General features: G+C 53.3%; 17 protein-coding genes. 14 read left to right on the top strand and 3 right to left on the bottom strand.

Annotation, left to right across the window (positions count from 1 at the left end; all coding sequences use genetic code 11):
- The 3 genes from leuB to leuL all read right to left on the bottom strand — a co-directional run bounded on the left by leuB (nucleotide 1) and on the right by leuL (nucleotide 2,840).
- Nucleotides 1-1,092 (bottom strand): 3-isopropylmalate dehydrogenase, encoded by a 1,092-nt coding sequence (gene leuB / locus ACO7SM_RS17925; protein ID WP_490468625.1) that lies wholly within the window; start codon nucleotides 1,090-1,092, stop codon nucleotides 1-3.
- The gene (gene leuA, locus ACO7SM_RS17920) at nucleotides 1,092-2,663 is read right to left on the bottom strand and encodes a 2-isopropylmalate synthase (RefSeq protein ID WP_203358937.1); all 1,572 of its coding nucleotides are present in this window, start codon (nucleotides 2,661-2,663) and stop codon (nucleotides 1,092-1,094) included. The genes leuB and leuA overlap by 1 nt, the downstream gene beginning before the upstream one ends.
- A 90-nt stretch (nucleotides 2,664-2,753) precedes the next feature.
- Nucleotides 2,754-2,840 carry a leu operon leader peptide gene (gene leuL / locus ACO7SM_RS17915; RefSeq protein WP_192614293.1) on the bottom strand — a complete coding sequence of 29 codons (87 nt, stop codon included), beginning with the start codon at nucleotides 2,838-2,840 and terminating at the stop codon, nucleotides 2,754-2,756.
- 655 nt (nucleotides 2,841-3,495) lie between these two features.
- On the opposite strand from leuL, the gene leuO reads away from it, so the two are divergent.
- From leuO to murG, 14 genes are all read left to right on the top strand, one after another.
- The gene (leuO, locus tag ACO7SM_RS17910; RefSeq protein WP_490468624.1) at nucleotides 3,496-4,437 is read left to right on the top strand and encodes a transcriptional regulator LeuO; all 942 of its coding nucleotides are present in this window, start codon (nucleotides 3,496-3,498) and stop codon (nucleotides 4,435-4,437) included.
- A gap of 316 nt (nucleotides 4,438-4,753) precedes the next feature.
- Entirely contained in the window at nucleotides 4,754-6,478 is a 1,725-nt protein-coding gene (gene ilvI, locus ACO7SM_RS17905; RefSeq protein WP_490468623.1) for an acetolactate synthase 3 large subunit, read from the top strand.
- 2 nt (nucleotides 6,479-6,480) lie between these two features.
- Nucleotides 6,481-6,972: an acetolactate synthase small subunit gene (ilvN, locus tag ACO7SM_RS17900; RefSeq protein ID WP_490470978.1), complete on the top strand. Its 492-nt coding sequence runs from the start codon at nucleotides 6,481-6,483 to the stop codon at nucleotides 6,970-6,972.
- 181 nt (nucleotides 6,973-7,153) lie between these two features.
- On the top strand, nucleotides 7,154-8,158 hold the full coding sequence (cra, locus tag ACO7SM_RS17895; RefSeq protein ID WP_490468622.1) for a catabolite repressor/activator: 1,005 nt from the start codon (nucleotides 7,154-7,156) through the stop codon (nucleotides 8,156-8,158).
- A 603-nt stretch (nucleotides 8,159-8,761) separates the two neighbouring features.
- Nucleotides 8,762-9,220, top strand: coding sequence for a division/cell wall cluster transcriptional repressor MraZ (mraZ, locus tag ACO7SM_RS17890; protein ID WP_203361319.1), 459 nt, complete (start codon nucleotides 8,762-8,764; stop codon nucleotides 9,218-9,220).
- Between the two features lie 2 nt (nucleotides 9,221-9,222).
- Nucleotides 9,223-10,164, top strand: a complete 942-nt coding sequence (gene rsmH / locus ACO7SM_RS17885) for a 16S rRNA (cytosine(1402)-N(4))-methyltransferase RsmH (protein ID WP_192614295.1) — start codon at nucleotides 9,223-9,225, stop codon at nucleotides 10,162-10,164.
- A complete protein-coding gene (gene ftsL / locus ACO7SM_RS17880) occupies nucleotides 10,161-10,526 on the top strand; it encodes a cell division protein FtsL (RefSeq protein WP_192611074.1) in 366 nt (121 codons plus the stop codon). The genes rsmH and ftsL overlap by 4 nt, the downstream gene beginning before the upstream one ends.
- 15 nt (nucleotides 10,527-10,541) lie before the next feature.
- A complete protein-coding gene (locus ACO7SM_RS17875) occupies nucleotides 10,542-12,308 on the top strand; it encodes a peptidoglycan glycosyltransferase FtsI (RefSeq protein WP_203358933.1) in 1,767 nt (588 codons plus the stop codon).
- Nucleotides 12,295-13,782 carry a UDP-N-acetylmuramoyl-L-alanyl-D-glutamate--2,6-diaminopimelate ligase gene (gene murE, locus ACO7SM_RS17870; RefSeq protein WP_490468621.1) on the top strand — a complete coding sequence of 496 codons (1,488 nt, stop codon included), beginning with the start codon at nucleotides 12,295-12,297 and terminating at the stop codon, nucleotides 13,780-13,782. The genes ACO7SM_RS17875 and murE overlap by 14 nt, the downstream gene beginning before the upstream one ends.
- Nucleotides 13,779-15,137, top strand: a complete 1,359-nt coding sequence (gene murF, locus ACO7SM_RS17865) for a UDP-N-acetylmuramoyl-tripeptide--D-alanyl-D-alanine ligase (protein ID WP_490468620.1) — start codon at nucleotides 13,779-13,781, stop codon at nucleotides 15,135-15,137. Before murE ends, murF begins: the two co-directional genes overlap by 4 nt.
- Nucleotides 15,131-16,213, top strand: coding sequence for a phospho-N-acetylmuramoyl-pentapeptide-transferase (mraY, locus tag ACO7SM_RS17860; RefSeq protein ID WP_490468619.1), 1,083 nt, complete (start codon nucleotides 15,131-15,133; stop codon nucleotides 16,211-16,213). Before murF ends, mraY begins: the two co-directional genes overlap by 7 nt.
- 2 nt (nucleotides 16,214-16,215) lie before the next feature.
- Nucleotides 16,216-17,532 (top strand): UDP-N-acetylmuramoyl-L-alanine--D-glutamate ligase, encoded by a 1,317-nt coding sequence (murD, locus tag ACO7SM_RS17855; protein WP_490468618.1) that lies wholly within the window; start codon nucleotides 16,216-16,218, stop codon nucleotides 17,530-17,532.
- A complete protein-coding gene (gene ftsW, locus ACO7SM_RS17850; RefSeq protein ID WP_203358928.1) occupies nucleotides 17,532-18,776 on the top strand; it encodes a cell division protein FtsW in 1,245 nt (414 codons plus the stop codon). Before murD ends, ftsW begins: the two co-directional genes overlap by 1 nt.
- Nucleotides 18,773-19,840, top strand: coding sequence for an undecaprenyldiphospho-muramoylpentapeptide beta-N-acetylglucosaminyltransferase (murG, locus tag ACO7SM_RS17845; RefSeq protein ID WP_490468617.1), 1,068 nt, complete (start codon nucleotides 18,773-18,775; stop codon nucleotides 19,838-19,840). Before ftsW ends, murG begins: the two co-directional genes overlap by 4 nt.
- Nucleotides 19,841-19,882 lie beyond the last annotated feature (42 nt).

The following is a 19,882-nucleotide window of genomic DNA, read 5'->3' as shown; positions in this document are numbered from 1 at the left end:
TTACACCCCTTCTGCGACGTAGCGGGCGATGATATCGCCCATCTCATCGGTACTGACTGCGGCAGCGCCACGGGCCAAATCACCGGTGCGGATACCTTCTTCTAACGCGCGATTAATGGCGCTTTCTATTGCGGTTGCGGCGTCGTTCGCGTCCAGGCTATAGCGCAGCAGCAGCGCCAGAGAGAGGATTTGCGCAATCGGATTGGCAATGTTTTTCCCGGCGATGTCTGGCGCCGAGCCACCCGCAGGTTCATACAGGCCGAAACCTTGTTCATTCAGGCTGGCGGAAGGCAGCATACCCATGGAACCAGTGATCATGGCGCATTCGTCAGACAGGATGTCGCCAAACAGGTTGGAGCACAGCAGCACGTCGAACTGAGACGGATCTTTGATCAACTGCATAGTGGCGTTATCGATGTACATGTGCGCCAGTTCAACGTCCGGATACTCTTTCGCGATTTCATTGACGATCTCGCGCCACAGAATGGACGTTTGCAGCACGTTCGCTTTATCAATCGACGTTACTTTATGACGACGCTTACGGGCCGACTCAAAAGCAATGCGAGCGATACGCTCGATTTCAAAGCGGTGATAGACCTCGGTATCAAAGGCTTTTTCATATTGACCGTGACCTTCGCGGCCTTTTGGCTGACCGAAATAGATCCCGCCGGTCAACTCGCGCACGCACAGGATATCGAAACCGTTGGCGGCAATATCCGCACGTAACGGGCAGAATGCCTCCAGCCCCTGGTACAGTTTGGCTGGACGCAGGTTGCTGAACAATTTGAAATGCTTACGCAGCGGCAGTAAGGCGCCGCGCTCGGGTTGCTGGTCAGGCGGCAGATTTTCCCATTTTGGACCGCCGACCGAGCCAAATAAAATGGCGTCCGCTTGCTCACACCCTTCAACCGTGGCCTGCGGCAGCGGCTGACCGTGATTGTCGATGGCGGCGCCGCCGACGTCGTAATGGCTGGTGGTAATGCGCATGGCAAAGCGGTTGCGAACGGCATCCAGTACTTTCAGGGCTTGCGCCATCACTTCCGGGCCAATACCGTCGCCCGGCAAAACAGCAATATGGTAATTCTTCGACATCACACGGTTTCCTTGTTGTTTTCGTTGTTCTGAGCTTTGCGTTGCAACTCTTTTTCGACTTCAGCCGCACGCCAGATGTTGTTCAGGACGTGCACCATCGCTTTGGCGGAGGATTCGACGATATCTGTCGTCAGACCGACACCGTGGAAACGGCGACCGTTATAGTTGGCGACGATATCCACCTGGCCCAGCGCATCTTTGCCGTGGCCTTTTGCCGTTAAGCTGTATTTCACCAGCTCGACGTTGTAATCAGTGATACGGTTGATGGCCTGATAGATAGCATCGACGGGGCCGTTACCGTTGGCCGCTTCTGCCTTCACTTCGTTGCCGCAGGCCAGTTTGACGGACGCCGTGGCGATATCGTTCGAGCCGGACTGCACGTTGAAATAATCCAGACGGAAATGCTCCGGCTCTTCCTGCTGTTTGTTAATGAAGGCCAGCGCTTCCAGGTCGTAGTCGAATACCTGACCTTTTTTATCCGCCAGTTTCAGGAACGCGTCATACAGATTGTCCAGGCTGTATTCGTCCTCTTTATAACCCATCTCATCCATACGGTGTTTTACCGCCGCGCGGCCTGAGCGAGACGTCAGGTTCAACTGAACCTGATTCAGGCCGATTGATTCTGGCGTCATGATTTCGTAGTTTTCACGATTTTTCAGCACGCCATCCTGATGAATGCCGGAGGAGTGGGCAAAGGCGCCGCTGCCAACAATCGCTTTGTTCGCCGGAATCGGCATGTTGCAGATTTGGCTGACTAACTGGCTGGTACGCCAGATTTCCTGGTGATGAATGCGGGTCTGTACGTTCAGGATATCTTTACGCACCTTAATCGCCATGATCACCTCTTCCAGCGAACAGTTACCGGCACGTTCGCCGATACCGTTCATTGCGCCTTCTACCTGACGTGCGCCCGCATGCACCGCGGCCAGCGCATTACCCACTCCCAGACCTAAGTCATCGTGGGTGTGAACAGAGATGATGGCTTTATCGATGTTCGGAACCCGCTCATACAGCCCGGAAATGATGCCGGCAAACTCGAAAGGCATGGTGTAACCCACGGTGTCAGGGATATTGATGGTTCTTGCCCCTGCGTTAATGGCGGCTTCGACCACACGAGCCAGGTCGGCAATCGGGGTGCGGCCTGCATCTTCGCATGAGAATTCCACGTCATCCGTGTAATTGCGCGCACGTTTGACCATGTAAACCGCGCGTTCAATCACTTCGTCCAGCGTGCTGCGCAATTTGGTGGCGATATGCATCGGCGAGGTGGCGATAAACGTATGGATACGGAATGCCTCTGCGACTTTCAGCGACTCAGCCGCCACATCGATATCTTTTTCTACACAACGAGCCAGAGCACACACACGGCTATTTTTAACCTGGCGCGCAATGGTCTGTACGGACTCAAAATCGCCAGGGGAAGAGACAGGGAAACCGACTTCCATTACGTCAACGCCCATACGCTCAAGCGCCAGAGCAATCTGCAGTTTTTCTTTCACACTCAGGCTTGCCTGTAACGCCTGTTCACCGTCGCGTAAGGTCGTATCGAAAATAATGACTTGCTGGCTCATGGTTTAAGTCCTTGTCTCTGAGAGCGCCTTGCATCAGGCATAAAAAAACCCGCGCAGCGGCGCGGGTTTTTTGTCTTACTGGAAGTTGACTTAATGCTGAATGTCGCTCACCAGTCTACCGCGCAACGAGGATGCGTTTAGTAGTAGTAGGCTGAGGAAGCGAACGTTACGAATCATTAATCAAACTCCAGGCGAAAGCGATATGCTTTTAGTGGTACTGGATACGTTGTGTGATGTCAACCCTGTCCCCTGTAAAATGCCGTTGTGGCGTGGGGGATTCTGTCTTTTACTTTAGCTAATTGTGCTGGGTAATCAGTCCAATAAGAGACAAATTAATTGTTGGTCGGTCACATTTTTCATCATTTGAAATATTTAAGCATATTTTTTTTCATTTGGTTGTAAAGAAAGGTCTTTGGATGGTCTTGCAAAGGTGTTGTTTATCTTTATGATTTACATTGTTTTTATATTTTCAGTGAATGGGTTTTTATCCTCACTAGCATCATATTGATAAATTACTGTTAAGGATATGGGTTGTATTAATATAAATATTTAATTAAAACTTAAACAATCATTCACCAAGCGCATGATTGTATATTTGTCGGGCTTATGGTTATATTGCTTTCGCAATTTGAATGTTGTGAATTATTGGGTGTGACATTCATCACGTTATGTTTGTCATATCTTTCACCGTTTTCTAAATGATGCCTTTATGTTTTCCTAATTTTTTTATTTTTCTTTTTCTTATTCTATATGCATGGTAAATCATATTTTCTGAGTTTATTTCTGCATTCCCCCAAGGAAAAGGATGTGTAGTGTGACAGTGGAGTTAAATATGCCAGAAGTAAAAAATAAACCGCATCTTTTAGAGATGGGAAAACCGCAACTTCGCATGGTTGATCTCAATTTATTAACTGTTTTTGATGCGGTAATGCAGGAACAGAATATCACGCGAGCTGCGCATTCTCTGGGGATGTCACAACCGGCGGTGAGTAACGCAGTTGCACGCTTGAAAGTCATGTTTAATGACGAGTTATTTGTACGGTACGGGCGTGGTATTCAGCCGACAGCGCGTGCATTTCAGCTATTCGGTTCCGTTCGGCAGGCGCTGCAACTGGTGCAGAATGAGTTACCGGGTTCGGGCTTCGAACCGACCAGCAGCGAACGTGTGTTCAATCTTTGTGTCTGCAGCCCGTTGGATAATATTCTGACATCTCTTATTTATAATCGTGTAGAACAAATTGCCCCAAATATACATGTTGTTTTTAAATCGTCATTAAATCAGGACACAGAACATCAATTACGTTACCAGGAAACGGAATTTGTTATTAGTTATGAGGAGTTTCGTCGCCCTGATTTTACTAGCATTCCGTTGTTTAATGATGAAATGGTATTAGTTGCCAGCAAAAAACACCCGCATATCAATGGCCCATTGCTGGAAAGCGATGTGTATAATGAACAACACGCGGTTGTATCACTCGATCGTTTTGCGTCTTTTAGCCAACCCTGGTATGACTCAACGGATAAACAAGCCTGTGTTGCCTATCAAGGTATGGCGATGATTAGCGTGCTTAATGTCGTTTCGCAAACGCACCTGGTTGCTATTGCCCCTCGCTGGCTGGCAGAAGAATTTGCAGACTCATTAGAATTACAAATATTACCTTTACCTTTAAAACTGAACAATCGGACGTGTTATCTTTCCTGGCATGAAGCAGCAGGTCGCGATAAAGGACATCAGTGGATGGAAGAATTATTGGTTTCTGTCTGCAAGCGATAAAACGGGCAGAATAAATCAGGGCGCGGCATCTGGTTTATTCTGCATTTTTTAATAAGTGCGAAATTTTATACTGAATTCACCGTCAGACTTCATGCTGAACAACCTGAAAAATAGAGGAATTGCTGTAACTCCTCATTTTTAAGCGATTAATTGTCACCACGAATGCGTATCATGGTGTAATCCGCCATTAAATCCCTTCATTCCTCTCATTTATTCTAATCTCACTCTGTTTACGGGCGTCTGCCCGAATTGCCTGCATCAGGGCGAGCGGTTAATGTGTTTAGCAAATGTTATTCATCATACAGTGAGGCAAGCCATGGAGATGTTGTCTGGAGCCGAGATGGTCGTGCGATCGCTTATCGATCAGGGCGTGAAACAGGTTTTCGGATATCCCGGGGGCGCAGTTCTCGATATTTATGATGCACTGCATACGGTGGGGGGAATTGATCACGTCCTGGTGCGTCATGAACAGGCTGCCGTGCATATGGCGGATGGGTTAGCGCGGGCGACCGGTGAGGTTGGCGTGGTGCTGGTGACGTCAGGCCCCGGAGCGACAAATGCTATCACGGGCATCGCAACGGCCTACATGGACTCTATTCCGCTGGTGATCCTTTCCGGCCAGGTGGCGACCTCGTTGATTGGCTACGATGCGTTTCAGGAATGCGACATGGTGGGGATCTCCCGCCCGGTGGTAAAACACAGTTTCCTGGTCAAGCAGACGGAAGATATTCCTCAGGTGCTTAAAAAAGCGTTTTGGCTGGCGGCGAGCGGGCGGCCCGGCCCGGTAGTGGTGGATTTACCCAAAGATATTCTAAGCCCGGCGAAAAAACTGCCTTATGTCTGGCCGGATGCCGTCAGTATGCGTTCGTATAATCCGACAACGACGGGGCATAAAGGGCAAATTAAGCGCGCGCTGCAAACCCTGGTGGCCGCGAAAAAACCGGTGGTCTACGTGGGCGGCGGGGCGATAAATTCAGCCTGCCACGAAGAACTACGTCAGACCATTGAGACGCTTAATCTCCCGGTTGTCTCTTCATTAATGGGGCTTGGCGCATTCCCGGCAACGCATCAACTGTCCTTAGGGATGTTGGGCATGCATGGCACGTATGAAGCGAATATGACCATGCATAACGCGGATGTGATTTTTGCGGTGGGGGTGCGGTTCGACGATCGTACAACCAATAACCTGGCAAAATACTGTCCAAATGCGACCGTTTTACATATTGATATCGATCCTACGTCTATCTCAAAAACCGTGACGGCAGATGTGCCTATTGTGGGCGACGCGCGTCTGGTGCTGGAGCAGATGCTGGAATTGCTGCCGCAAGAGTCCGCCGCGCAGCCGTTGGATGATATTCGCGACTGGTGGCAACAGATTGAACGCTGGCGTGCCCGCCAGTGTCTGAAATATGACACGCAAAGTGAGAGCATCAAACCGCAAGCGGTGATCGAGGCAATCTGGCGTCTCACCAAAGGTGAAGCGTACGTCACTTCCGACGTCGGCCAACACCAGATGTTTGCCGCGCTTTACTACCCGTTTGATAAACCGCGTCGCTGGATTAACTCCGGTGGGCTAGGCACCATGGGGTTTGGTCTGCCAGCGGCGCTGGGGGTGAAGATGGCGCTACCCGAAGAAACGGTCGTTTGTGTGACTGGCGATGGCAGTATCCAGATGAACATCCAGGAGTTGTCGACAGCGCTGCAATATGAATTGCCTGTTCTGGTGCTTAACCTGAATAACCGATATCTGGGGATGGTTAAGCAGTGGCAGGACATGATCTACTCGGGGCGCCATTCACAATCTTACATGCAGTCGTTGCCAGATTTTGTCCGTCTGGCGCAAGCCTATGGTCATATTGGGATCCAGATTAACCATCCGGGCGAGCTGGAAAGCAAACTGAGCGAGGCCCTTGAGCACGTACATAATAATCGTCTGGTCTTCGTCGATGTGACGGTGGATGGCAGTGAGCATGTCTACCCTATGCAGATACGCGGGGGCGGGATGGATGAAATGTGGTTAAGCAAAACGGAGAGAACCTGATTATGCGCCGGATATTATCTGTATTGCTGGAGAACGAGTCAGGGGCATTGTCGCGTGTGATCGGCCTCTTTTCGCAGCGTGGCTACAACATTGAAAGCCTGACCGTCGCGCCGACTGACGATCCGACATTATCGCGTATGACCATCCAGACCGTGGGGGATGAAAAAGTCCTCGAACAAATCGAAAAACAATTGCACAAGCTGGTCGATGTGTTGCGGGTGAGCGAGCTTGGGCAAGGGTCGCACGTTGAACGCGAAATCATGCTGGTGAAGATCCAGGCCAGCGGCTACGGGCGCGAAGAGGTCAAGCGCAACACCGAGATCTTCCGTGGGCAGATAATCGACGTCACCCCGTCTATTTATACTGTTCAACTGGTGGGAACCAGTGAAAAACTGGATGCTTTCCTGGCAACGTTGCGCGAAGTGGCGAAGATTGTCGAAGTTGCGCGTTCAGGCGTGGTCGGTCTTTCGCGCGGTGATAAAATCATGCGCTAAGGAATACCTTACGCCGATTTCACAGGCCCAACGTTACCGGTTGGGCTTTTTTTTGCGAAATCCGCAATAACCAGAGACAAAAGCGGTTGCACGCAGTGCGTATTCTGCGATTAGATGTTTATAAATTTTACCCATGCCGTCTCAGTGGTTATGGTTTGTACTTTTTACGCAAGGGGCAATTGTGAAACTGGATGAAATCGCTCGGCTAGCCGGTGTATCGCGAACAACTGCAAGCTACGTTATTAACGGAAAAGCAAAGCAATATCGCGTGAGCGACAAGACCGTTGAAAAAGTCATGGCGGTGGTGCGCGAGCATAATTATCACCCCAATGCTGTGGCTGCCGGGCTGCGTGCGGGACGCACTCGCTCTATTGGTCTGGTCATTCCTGACCTTGAGAACACAAGTTATACCCGCATTGCAAACTATCTGGAACGCCAGGCGCGCCAGCGAGGTTATCAACTGCTGATCGCCTGTTCAGAAGATCAGCCGGATAACGAAATGCGCTGTATCGAACACCTTTTACAGCGCCAGGTGGATGCGATCATTGTGTCGACCTCTTTGCCGCCGGAGCATCCTTTCTATCAGCGCTGGGCGAATGACTCATTCCCGATTGTCGCGCTGGATCGTGCCCTCGATCGTGAACATTTTACCAGCGTGGTTGGCGCTGACCAGGATGATGCGGAGATGCTGGCTGGAGAGCTGCGCAAATTCCCTGCGGAAACGGTGCTCTATTTGGGCGCGTTGCCAGAACTGTCGGTGAGTTTCCTGCGTGAACAGGGATTCCGTACTGCGTGGAAGGATGATCCGCGTGAAGTGAATTTCTTGTATGCCAACAGCTACGAGCGGGCTGCCGCAGCGCAGTTGTTTGAAAAATGGCTGGAAACGCACCCGATGCCGCAGGCACTGTTTACCACTTCTTTTGCGCTGTTGCAGGGCGTGATGGATGTGACATTGCGTCGTGACGGTAAATTACCTTCCGAACTGGCTATCGCCACATTTGGTGATAATGAACTGCTCGATTTTCTGCAATGTCCGGTGCTTGCCGTGGCGCAACGCCATCGCGATGTCGCCGAGCGTGTTCTTGAGATTGTTCTGGCGAGTCTGGATGAACCCCGCAAGCCAAAACCGGGTTTAACACGTATCAAACGTAATTTGTATCGCCGTGGCGTCCTTAGCCGTAGCTGAGTGAATACCCCCGCGCCGTAAAATGCTTCGGTGTGGGGGAAATAAAAAATGGAAATCAATAACCGTATCAGAATTAAGATTATTCCTTAAAATCTCGCTGAGCTGTCTTATAAATAATCCTGATAGTACTCTCGCAAACCATTTTCGGTTATTGGGTGGTTATGGCAGGTTACTCTTGAATTATTTTGTTACATGCTTGTGGGGATTTGCCGAATTAACAAACACTTTCCTTACCTGATGCGGTAACGCATCGCACTCCCTGACTGTAAGGGGCATAGCGACCGATAAACAGGTACTGTTATCCCGCTGCAATATGTCCTAAAATGCCGCTCGCGTCGCAAACTGACACTTTATATTTTCTTCAGGTAGTATTGAGTTGTTTTAAACGATAATGAGTTTTTGTTTTTTTTTCTTACAAATATTCATAACGTTAATTTGCTTCGTTCGTTGGACGTAATTTAATCAACGCTGATATTAGCCGTAAACATTGGGTTTTTTACTCCGGTAAGCGTCCTGACTTGCTTGACAAGCTTTTCCTCCGCTCCGTAAACTCCTTTAAGTGGGATTTTGTGGGATAAAGTGGTAATTGGGGGTGAGGCTGGCATGTTCCGGGGAGCAACGTTAGTCAATCTCGACAGTAAAGGGCGCTTATCTGTGCCCACCCGTTATCGGGATCAACTGCTCGAGAGCGCTACCGGTCAAATGGTGTGTACCATTGACATTCATCACCCGTGCCTGCTGCTGTACCCCCTGCCTGAATGGGAAGTTATCGAGCAAAAATTATCGCGTCTGTCGAGCATGAATCCGGTTGAGCGCCGCGTACAGCGCTTACTCCTGGGACATGCCAGCGAATGTCAGATGGACAGTGCCGGTCGTCTATTGATCGCGCCGATTCTGCGGCAACATGCCGCACTGACGAAAGAAGTGATGCTGGTTGGACAGTTCAACAAATTTGAACTGTGGGATGAAACGACCTGGTATCAACGGGTCAAGGAAGATATCGACGCTGAGCAGTCTGTTACCGAAACCTTGTCGGAGCGACTGCAGGACTTGTCTCTATAATGATGATGGAAAATTTTAAACATACAACGGTGCTACTGGACGAGGCCGTAAACGGTCTGAACATTCGCCCTGATGGCATTTACATTGATGGGACATTTGGTCGCGGTGGTCACTCACGTCTGATCCTGTCGCAACTTGGCGACAACGGGCGTTTACTGGCAATCGATCGCGACCCGCAGGCTATTGCCGTTGCCCAAACCATCAATGATCCTCGCTTCTCCATCATTCATGGGCCTTTCTCTGCGCTGGCTGAGTACGTCGCCGAGCGTGAACTGACGGGTAAAATCGACGGAATACTTCTCGATCTTGGCGTCTCTTCTCCGCAACTTGATGATGCCGAGCGCGGCTTTTCCTTCATGCGTGATGGCCCGTTGGATATGCGAATGGACCCAACGCGTGGCCAGTCTGCGGCTGAATGGCTGCAAACGGCTGAAGAAGCGGACATCGCCTGGGTTATCAAAACCTTTGGCGAGGAGCGTTTTGGTAAACGCATTGCGCGCGCCATTGTTGAGCGTAACCGCATTGAACCGATGACCCGCACCAAAGAGCTCGCTGAAGTGATTGCGGCAGCGACGCCGGTGAAGGACAAACACAAACATCCCGCGACCCGTACCTTCCAGGCGGTGCGCATTTGGGTGAACAGTGAACTGGAGGAGATAGAGCAGGCGCTAAAAAGCTCGCTCAGCGTGCTGGCCCCGGGAGGGCGACTTTCCATCATCAGTTTCCACTCGCTGGAAGACCGTATTGTGAAGCGCTTTATGCGTGAGCAAAGTCGCGGTCCGCAAGTACCAGCAGGATTGCCGATGACGGAAGATCAGCTCAAAAAACTGGGTGGCCGTGAGTTGCGAGCGTTAGGCAAGTTGATGCCGGGCGAAGAAGAGGTGGCAGAGAATCCACGCGCCCGTAGTTCAGTTCTGCGAATTGCAGAGAGGACGAACGCATGATCAGCAGAGTGACAGATGCCCTCAGCAAAGTTAAGGGATCATTAGGAAGCAACGAGCGCCATGCTTTGCCTGGCGTGATCGGTGACGATCTTTTGCGGTACGGGAAGCTGCCACTCTGCCTGTTCATTTGCATCATTTTGACGGCGGTGACTGTCGTCACCACGGCGCATCACACGCGACTATTGACCGCACAGCGTGAGCAATTGGTGCTGGAGCGGGATGCGTTGGATATCGAATGGCGCAACCTGATCCTTGAAGAGAATGCGCTCGGCGATCATAGCCGGGTGGAACGGATTGCAACGGAAAAACTGCAGATGCAGCATGTTGATCCCTCACAAGAAAATATCGTAGTGCAAAAATAAGGATAAACGCGACGCATGAAAGCAGCGGCAAAAACGCTCAAACCAAAACGCCAGGAAGAACAGCCCAACTTTATCAGTTGGCGTTTTGCGTTGCTGTGCGGCTGCATTTTACTGGCGCTGGTTTTTCTGTTGGGTCGTGCGGCCTGGCTGCAGATAATCGCGCCAGATATGCTGGTGCGCCAGGGTGACATGCGTTCTTTGCGTGTGCAGGAAGTGGCAACATCACGCGGTATGATAACCGATCGCTCTGGTCGTCCGCTGGCAGTGAGTGTCCCGGTAAAAGCGATTTGGGCGGATCCGAAAGAGCTGCATGATGCCGGCGGCATTACGCTGGATAATCGCTGGAAAGCGCTGGCTGATGCGCTGAAAATGCCGCTCGATCAGCTAGCGGCGCGCGTTAATGCAAATCCCAGAGGCCGCTTTATTTATCTGGCACGTCAGGTAAACCCGGATCTTGGCGATTACATCAAAAAGCTGAAGCTTCCCGGTATTCATCTGCGTGAAGAATCCCGTCGTTACTATCCTTCCGGAGAAGTGACCGCTCACCTCATTGGTTTCACCAACGTAGACAGCCAGGGTATTGAAGGCGTTGAGAAGAGCTTTGATAAGTGGCTTACAGGGCAGCCGGGCGAACGTGTTGTGCGTAAAGATCGCTATGGCCGCGTCATTGAGGATATCTCTTCTACTGACAGTCAGGCGGCGCACAACCTGGCGTTGAGCATCGATGAGCGCCTACAGGCGCTGGTGTATCGCGAACTGAATAACGCCGTTGCCTTTAACAAGGCGGAGTCGGGCAGCGCCGTGCTGGTGGATGTGAGCACTGGCGAAGTGCTGGCGATGGCCAACAGCCCGTCTTATAACCCGAACAACCTGACCGGTACGCAGAAAGATGTCATGCGTAACCGTACCATTACCGACGTCTTTGAACCGGGGTCAACCGTCAAACCGATGGTGGTGATGACCGCGCTTCAACGCGGCGTGGTGCGCGAAAATACCGTACTCAACACGATTCCCTACCGAATTAACGGTCACGAAATTAAAGACGTGGCGCGTTACAGCGAACTGACCCTGACCGGGGTTTTACAGAAGTCGAGTAACGTCGGTGTTTCTAAGCTGGCGTTAGCGATGCCGTCCTCAGCGTTAGTAGATACTTACTCACGTTTTGGGCTGGGAAAAGCGACCAATTTGGGGTTGGTCGGAGAACGCAGTGGCTTATATCCTCAAAAACAACGGTGGTCTGACATAGAGAGGGCCACCTTCTCTTTCGGCTACGGGCTAATGGTAACGCCGTTACAGTTAGCGCGAGTCTATGCAACGATTGGCAGCTACGGCGTCTATCGCCCGCTCTCAATTACCAAAGTTGACCCGCCCGTTCCGGGCGAGCGTATCTTCCCGGAATCTACCGTTCGTACCGTCGTGCACATGATGGAGAGCGTGGCATTACCGGGCGGCGGTGGCGTAAAAGCCGCGATCAAAGGCTATCGCATCGCCATTAAAACCGGTACAGCGAAAAAAGTGGGCCCGGATGGGCGCTACATCAATAAATACATTGCGTATACCGCAGGCGTTGCGCCTGCGAGTCAGCCGCGCTTTGCGCTGGTTGTTGTTATCAACGACCCGCAGGCGGGTAAATACTACGGCGGCGCCGTTTCCGCGCCGGTCTTTGGTGCCATCATGGGCGGCGTACTGCGCACCATGAACATCGAACCGGACGCACTGGCAACGGGCGAGAAAAGTGAATTCGTAATTAATCAAGGCGAGGGAACAGGTGGCAGATCGTAATTTGCGCGACCTTCTTGCTCCATGGGTGCCGGGCGCACCGGAGCGAGCACTGCGGGAGATGACACTCGACAGCCGTGTGGCTGCATCGGGCGATCTCTTTGTGGCAGTAAAAGGTCATCAGGCGGACGGGCGTCGATATATCCCGCAGGCGATAGCGCAAGGTGTGGCTGCCATTATTGCAGAGGCAAAAGATGAGGCGACCGACGGTGAGATCCGTGAAATGCACGGCGTTCCGGTCATCTATCTCAGCCAGCTCAACGAGCGTTTATCTGCACTGGCTGGTCGTTTCTATCATGAACCTTCAGAAAGAATGCGTCTGGTAGGCGTGACCGGCACGAACGGTAAAACCACGACTACCCAACTGCTGGCGCAATGGAGCCAATTGCTCGGCGAAACCAGCGCGGTAATGGGAACAGTAGGCAATGGTCTGCTGGGCAAAGTGATCCCAACGGAAAATACCACCGGTTCAGCGGTGGATGTCCAGCATGTGCTGGCGGGACTGGTAGAACAAGGCGCGACACTCGGCGCGATGGAAGTCTCTTCTCACGGCTTGGTACAACACCGCGTTGCAGCGCTGAAATTTGCGGCGTCAGTCTTTACGAATTTAAGTCGTGATCACCTCGATTATCACGGCGATATGGAGCATTACGAAGCGGCGAAATGGCTGCTGTACTCCACGCATCACTGCGGTCAGGCGATTGTTAATGCTGATGATGACGTCGGTCGTCGCTGGCTGGCGAAACTGCCGGACGCGGTGGCTGTTTCGATGGAAGACCGCATTAATCCCGACTGCCATGGCCGTTGGCTGAAAGCCGTTGAGGTGAATTACCACGACAGCGGAGCCACCATTCGCTTTGCGTCCAGTTGGGGCGAAGGCGAGATTGAAAGTCGCCTGATGGGCGCGTTTAACGTCAGCAACCTTCTGCTGGCGCTGGCTACGCTGCTGGCGTTGGATTATCCGTTGGCAGAACTGCTGAAAACAGCCTCCCGCCTGCAACCGGTTTGCGGGCGCATGGAAGTCTTCAGCGCGCCGGGTAAACCGACCGTCGTTGTTGACTATGCCCATACGCCTGACGCGCTGGAAAAAGCGCTCGAAGCGGCACGCCTGCATTGCGCGGGTAAACTGTGGTGCGTCTTCGGCTGCGGCGGCGATCGCGATAAAGGCAAACGTCCGCTAATGGGCGCAATTGCGGAACAATTTGCGGATGTGGCGGTAGTGACCGACGACAATCCGCGTACCGAAGAGCCGCGCGCCATTATCAACGATATTCTTGCCGGAATGCTGGATGCCGGGCATGCGAAGGTGATGGAAGGTCGTGCCGAAGCCGTTACCAACGCCATTATGCAGGCGAAAGAAGACGACGTCGTACTGATCGCGGGTAAAGGCCATGAAGATTATCAGATAGTCGGCTCCCAGCGTCTCGACTATTCCGACCGTGTGACCGCCGCGCGCCTGCTGGGGGTTATCGCATGATTAACGTAACGCTCAGCCAACTGGCTGAGATTCTGCACGGCGAGTTGCAAGGTGCCGATGTGGCGCTGGACGCGGTAACGACCGATACGCGTCAACTGACGCCGGGTTGCCTGTTTGTGGCGCTGAAAGGCGAACGCTTCGACGCCCACGATTTTGCCGATAAAGCGAAAGCCGGCGGGGCAGGGGCGCTGCTGGTCAGCCGTCCGCTGGATATCGACCTCCCGCAACTGATTGTCAAAGACACGCGTCTGGCGTTTGGTGAACTGGCGGCGTGGGTACGCGCGCAGGTGCTGGCCCGCGTGGTGGCGTTAACCGGTTCATCCGGTAAAACATCGGTTAAAGAGATGACGGCGGCCATTCTGAGCCAGTGCGGAAACACCTTATACACCGCCGGTAATCTGAATAACGACATCGGCGTGCCGATGACGCTGCTACGTCTGAATCATGATTATGACTATGCGGTGATTGAATTAGGCGCTAATCACCAGGGTGAAATTGCCTGGACCGTCGGCTTGACGCGTCCGGAAGCGGCGCTGGTGAACAATCTCGCTGCGGCGCACCTGGAAGGGTTCGGCTCGCTGGCGGGCGTGGCAAAAGCCAAAGGCGAAATTTTTAGCGGTCTGCAGGAAAACGGCATTGCCATCATCAATGCCGACAACAACGACTGGCTGAACTGGCAGAGCATCATTGGCGATCGCCCTGTCTGGCGCTTTTCGCCCAATGCCGCCAACAGTGATTTCACGGCAACCAATATCCATGTGACGCTGCATGGCACGACGTTTACTCTGCAAACCCCGAAGGGCAGCATTGATGTGCTGCTGCCGTTACCCGGTCGTCACAACATCGCCAACGCGCTCGCTGCGAGTGCGCTGTCGATGGCGGTTGGTGCGCCGCTCGAGGCTATCAAAGCGGGTCTGGCTAATTTAACGGCCGTACCTGGCCGTTTGTTCCCGATCCCACTGGCAGAAAATCAACTGCTGCTTGATGACTCCTACAACGCCAATGTGGGGTCGATGACCGCTGCCGTACAGGTTCTTTCTGAAATGCCGGGCTTTCGTGTGTTGGTGGTTGGCGATATGGCGGAACTGGGCGCAGAAAGCGAAGCGTGCCATGTGCAGGTCGGCGAGGCGGCGAAAGCGGCAGGTATCGATTGTGTATTGAGTACAGGGAAACTGAGCCAGGCCATCAGTAACGCCAGCGGCGTCGGCGAGCATTTTGCTGACAAACCTGCGTTGGTGGCGCGTCTTAAGACGCTGGTTGCAGAGCATCAAACAATGACTGTTTTAGTGAAAGGTTCACGTAGTGCCGCCATGGAAGAGGTAGTACGCGCATTACAGGAGAATGGGACATGTTAGTTTGGCTGGCCGAACATTTGGTCAAATATTATTCCGGCTTTAACGTCTTTTCGTATCTGACGTTTCGCGCCATCGTCAGCCTGCTGACCGCGCTGTTCATCTCTTTGTGGATGGGCCCGCGCATGATTGCCCGTTTACAAAAATTGTCATTTGGCCAGGTTGTGCGTAACGACGGCCCGGAGTCGCATTTCAGCAAGCGCGGTACGCCGACCATGGGCGGCATTATGATCCTGACCGCGATTGTCGTTTCTGTGCTGCTGTGGGCTTACCCGTCTAACCCGTATGTCTGGTGTGTATTGGTCGTGCTGGTGGGCTACGGCATTATTGGTTTTGTCGATGACTATCGCAAAGTGGTACGCAAAGACACGAAAGGTCTGATTGCGCGCTGGAAGTATTTCTGGATGTCCGTCATTGCATTAGGCGTGGCGTTTGCCCTCTATCTGGCGGGCAAAGATACGCCAGCCACTCAACTGGTGGTGCCGTTCTTTAAAGACGTGATGCCGCAGTTGGGGCTGTTCTACGTTCTGCTGGCGTACTTCGTGATTGTGGGTACGGGGAACGCGGTCAACCTGACCGATGGTCTTGATGGCCTGGCGATTATGCCAACCGTGTTTGTGGCCGGTGGTTTTGCGTTGGTGGCGTGGGCGAGCGGTAACATGAACTTCGCCAGCTACCTGCACATTCCCTATTTACGCCATGCCGGTGAGCTGGTGATCGTCTGTACGGCGATTGTCGGTGCGGGGTTAGGCTTTCTGTGGTTTAACACCTATCCGGCGCAGGTATTTATGGGTGACGTCGGTTCACTGGCGCTGGGTGGCGCGCTCGGGATTATCGCCGTGCTGCTGCGTCAGGAATTCCTGCTGGTGATTATGGGTGGGGTGTTCGTGGTGGAAACGCTGTCGGTCATCCTGCAGGTCGGTTCCTTTAAGTTGCGCGGGCAGCGTATTTTCCGCATGGCGCCGATTCACCATCACTATGAATTGAAAGGCTGGCCGGAACCGCGTGTCATTGTGCGCTTCTGGATTATTTCGCTGATGCTGGTGCTTATTGGCCTGGCAACGCTGAAGGTACGTTAATCATGGCTGATTACCAGGGTAAAAACGTCGTCATCATTGGTCTGGGTCTCACCGGACTTTCTTGCGTGGACTTTTTCCTCGCGCGTGGCGTGACGCCGCGTGTGATGGATACCCGCGCGACGCCGCCGGGGCTGGATAAATTACCTGAAGCGGTTGAACGCCACGTTGGCAGCCTGAACGACGAGTGGCTGTTGGCGGCGGATCTGGTGGTTGCCAGCCCTGGGATTGCCCTTGCGCATCCTTCACTCCGTGCCGCCGCTGATGCGGGCATTGAAATTGTCGGCGACATTGAGCTGTTTTGTCGCGAAGCGCAGGCTCCCGTCGTGGCGATCACCGGGTCGAACGGTAAAAGCACGGTAACGACGCTGGTTGGCGAAATGGCGAAAGCGGCGGGCGTTAACGTCGGTGTGGGCGGCAATATCGGCCTGCCGGCCCTGATGCTGCTGGATGACGATCGCGAACTCTATGTGCTTGAACTGTCCAGTTTCCAACTGGAAACCACCTCCAGTCTACAGGCCGTTGCCGCCACGATTCTCAACGTGACTGAAGACCACATGGACAGATATCCATTTGGTCTTCAACAGTACCGCGCGGCGAAACTGCGTGTGTACGAGAATGCGAAAGTGTGCGTGGTCAATGCCGATGATGCGCTAACCATGCCGGTACGCGGTGCGGATGAGCGCTGTGTGAGTTTTGGCGTCAATATGGGTGACTATCACCTAAACCGTCAGCAGGGCGAAACCTGGCTGCGCGTCAAAGGCGAAAAAATACTGAACGTGAAAGAGATGAAGCTTTCCGGTCAGCATAACTACACCAACGCGCTGGCGGCGCTGGCACTGGCGGACGCAGCAGGATTACCGCGCGCCAGCAGCCTGAAAGCGTTAACGACGTTTACCGGTCTTGCGCATCGCTTCCAGTTGGCGCTGGAGCATAACGGTGTTCGCTGGATCAACGATTCTAAAGCGACCAATGTAGGCAGTACTGAAGCGGCGTTGAATGGCCTGCATGTCGATGGCACGCTGCATCTGTTGCTCGGTGGAGATGGCAAATCAGCGGATTTCTCTTCGCTGGGACGTTATTTGAACGGCGATCGTGTTCGTCTGTACTGCTTTGGCCGTGACGGCGCGCAACTGGCGGAACTGCGTCCGGACGTCGCTGAACTGACGGAAACGATGGAAGAGGCGATGCGTTTGGTAGCGCCTCGCGTGAAGTCGGGGGATATGGTGCTGTTGTCACCTGCCTGCGCCAGCCTCGATCAGTTCAAGAATTTTGAGCAGCGGGGGGATGAATTTACCCGCCTGGCGAAGGAGTTGGGTTGATGCGCTTCTCTCTGCCTCGCCTGAGAATGCCGCGCCTGCCGGGATTTGGACTCCTGGCATGGGGCTTTGCTGCGCTTAAGGGCTGGGTGATGGCTTCGCGTGAGAAAGACGCGGACAGCCTGATAATGTACGACCGTATGTTGTTGTGGCTAACCCTGGGACTGGCGGCGATTGGTTTCGTGATGGTGACGTCAGCGTCGATGCCCGTGGGGCAAAGGCTGGCGAACGATCCGTTCCTGTTTGCCAAGCGTGATGCGCTGTATATCTTCCTGGCATTTTGTCTGGGGATGGTCACGCTGCGTTTACCGATGGAGTTCTGGCAAAAGTACAGCACCACGATGCTGATTGCGTCGATCATCATGCTGCTGATCGTACTGGTAGTGGGGAGTTCCGTTAACGGGGCATCGCGTTGGATTGCGCTGGGGCCGCTGCGTATTCAGCCAGCGGAATTCACCAAGCTGTCGCTGTTCTGCTACCTCGCGAACTACCTGGTGCGTAAGGTTGACGAGGTACGTAATAACCTGCGCGGCTTCTTAAAACCGATGGGCGTGATCCTGGTGCTGGCGGTGCTTTTGCTGGCGCAGCCTGACCTCGGTACGGTGGTGGTGTTATTTGTCACCACGCTGGCGATGCTGTTTCTTGCCGGGGCGAAACTGTGGCAGTTCATTGCCATCATCGGGATGGGGATATCGGCGGTTGTTCTGCTGATCCTCGCCGAGCCTTATCGTATTCGCCGTGTGACCTCTTTCTGGAACCCCTGGGAAGATCCCTTTGGCAGCGGTTACCAGTTGACGCAATCGCTGATGGCATTTGGTCGCGGTGAGGTCTGGGGGCAAGGACTGGGCAATTCGGTCCAAAAACTGGAGTACCTGCCGGAGGCGCATACCGACTTTATCTTCGCCATTATTGGGGAAGAACTGGGTTATATCGGTGTGGTATTGGCACTTTTAATGGTATTCTTCGTCGCTTTTCGCGCGATGTCGATTGGACGTAAAGCGCTGGAAATTGACCACCGTTTCTCCGGTTTTCTCGCCTGTTCGATCGGTATCTGGTTTAGTTTCCAGGCACTTGTCAACGTTGGCGCGGCTGCCGGTATGCTGCCGACCAAAGGTCTGACGCTGCCGCTGATCAGCTATGGTGGTTCGAGTTTGTTGATTATGTCGACAGCCATTATGTTTTTGTTACGTATTGATTATGAAACGCGTCTGGAAAAAGCGCAGGCGTTTACACGAGGTTCACGATGAGTGGTCAACCGAAGCGGTTAATGGTGATGGCAGGCGGTACCGGCGGACATGTGTTCCCGGGATTGGCCGTTGCTCACCATTTAATGGCCCAGGGCTGGCAGGTTCGCTGGCTGGGTACCGCCGATCGTATGGAAGCGGATTTAGTGCCAAAACATGGCATTGAGATTGACTTCATTCGTATCTCCGGTTTGCGTGGTAAAGGGATCAAGGCATTGCTTGCCGCCCCGCTGCGTATTTTTAACGCCTGGCGTCAGGCGCGCGCCATCATGCAACAGTTCAAACCCGACGTGGTGCTGGGCATGGGTGGCTATGTTTCAGGCCCCGGCGGTCTTGCCGCCTGGTCGTTAGGGATCCCGGTGGTGCTGCATGAGCAGAACGGTATTGCCGGTTTGACCAATAAATGGTTGGCGAAAATAGCAACCACGGTTATGCAGGCTTTTCCTGGCGCCTTCCCGAAAGCGGAAGTGGTGGGGAATCCTGTGCGTACGGACGTGCTGGCGCTGCCTCTGCCGCAGGAGCGTCTGGCGGGGCGTGAAGGCCCGGTTCGTCTGCTGGTGGTTGGCGGCTCTCAGGGCGCCCGCGTGCTGAACCAGACGCTGCCGCAGGTTGCCGCAAAACTGGGTGATGCGGTCACTATCTGGCATCAGAGCGGTAAAGGCGCGCAGCAGACGGTTGAAGACGCTTATGCACAGGCGGGGCAACCGCAGCATAAGGTGACGGAGTTTATTGACGACATGGCTGGCGCTTACGCGTGGGCGGATGTTGTCGTTTGTCGTTCGGGCGCATTAACCGTGAGTGAAATTGCTGCCGCGGGGCTTCCTGCGCTGTTTGTGCCCTTTCAGCATAAAGACAGACAGCAGTACTGGAATGCGCTGCCGCTGGAAAAAGCGGGCGCAGCCAAAATTCTCGAGCAGCCACAGTTTACCGTGGATGCCGTCGCCAGCACCCTTTCCGGGTGGTCGCGAGAAACGTTACTCACCATGGCAGAGCGTGCTCGCGCTGCATCGATACCTGATGCCACAGAACGAGTCGCAAATGAAGTGAGCCGGGCTGCCCGGGTGTAATTGTGGCGGTGCCTTTTGCATCGCATGAAATTTTGAAGTTAA

It is taken from the genome of Citrobacter sp. LJND-P06 (assembly GCF_058188415.1).
The sequence above is the reverse complement of the archived record's forward strand: the minus strand, read 5'-3'. Positions and strand labels throughout refer to the sequence as shown.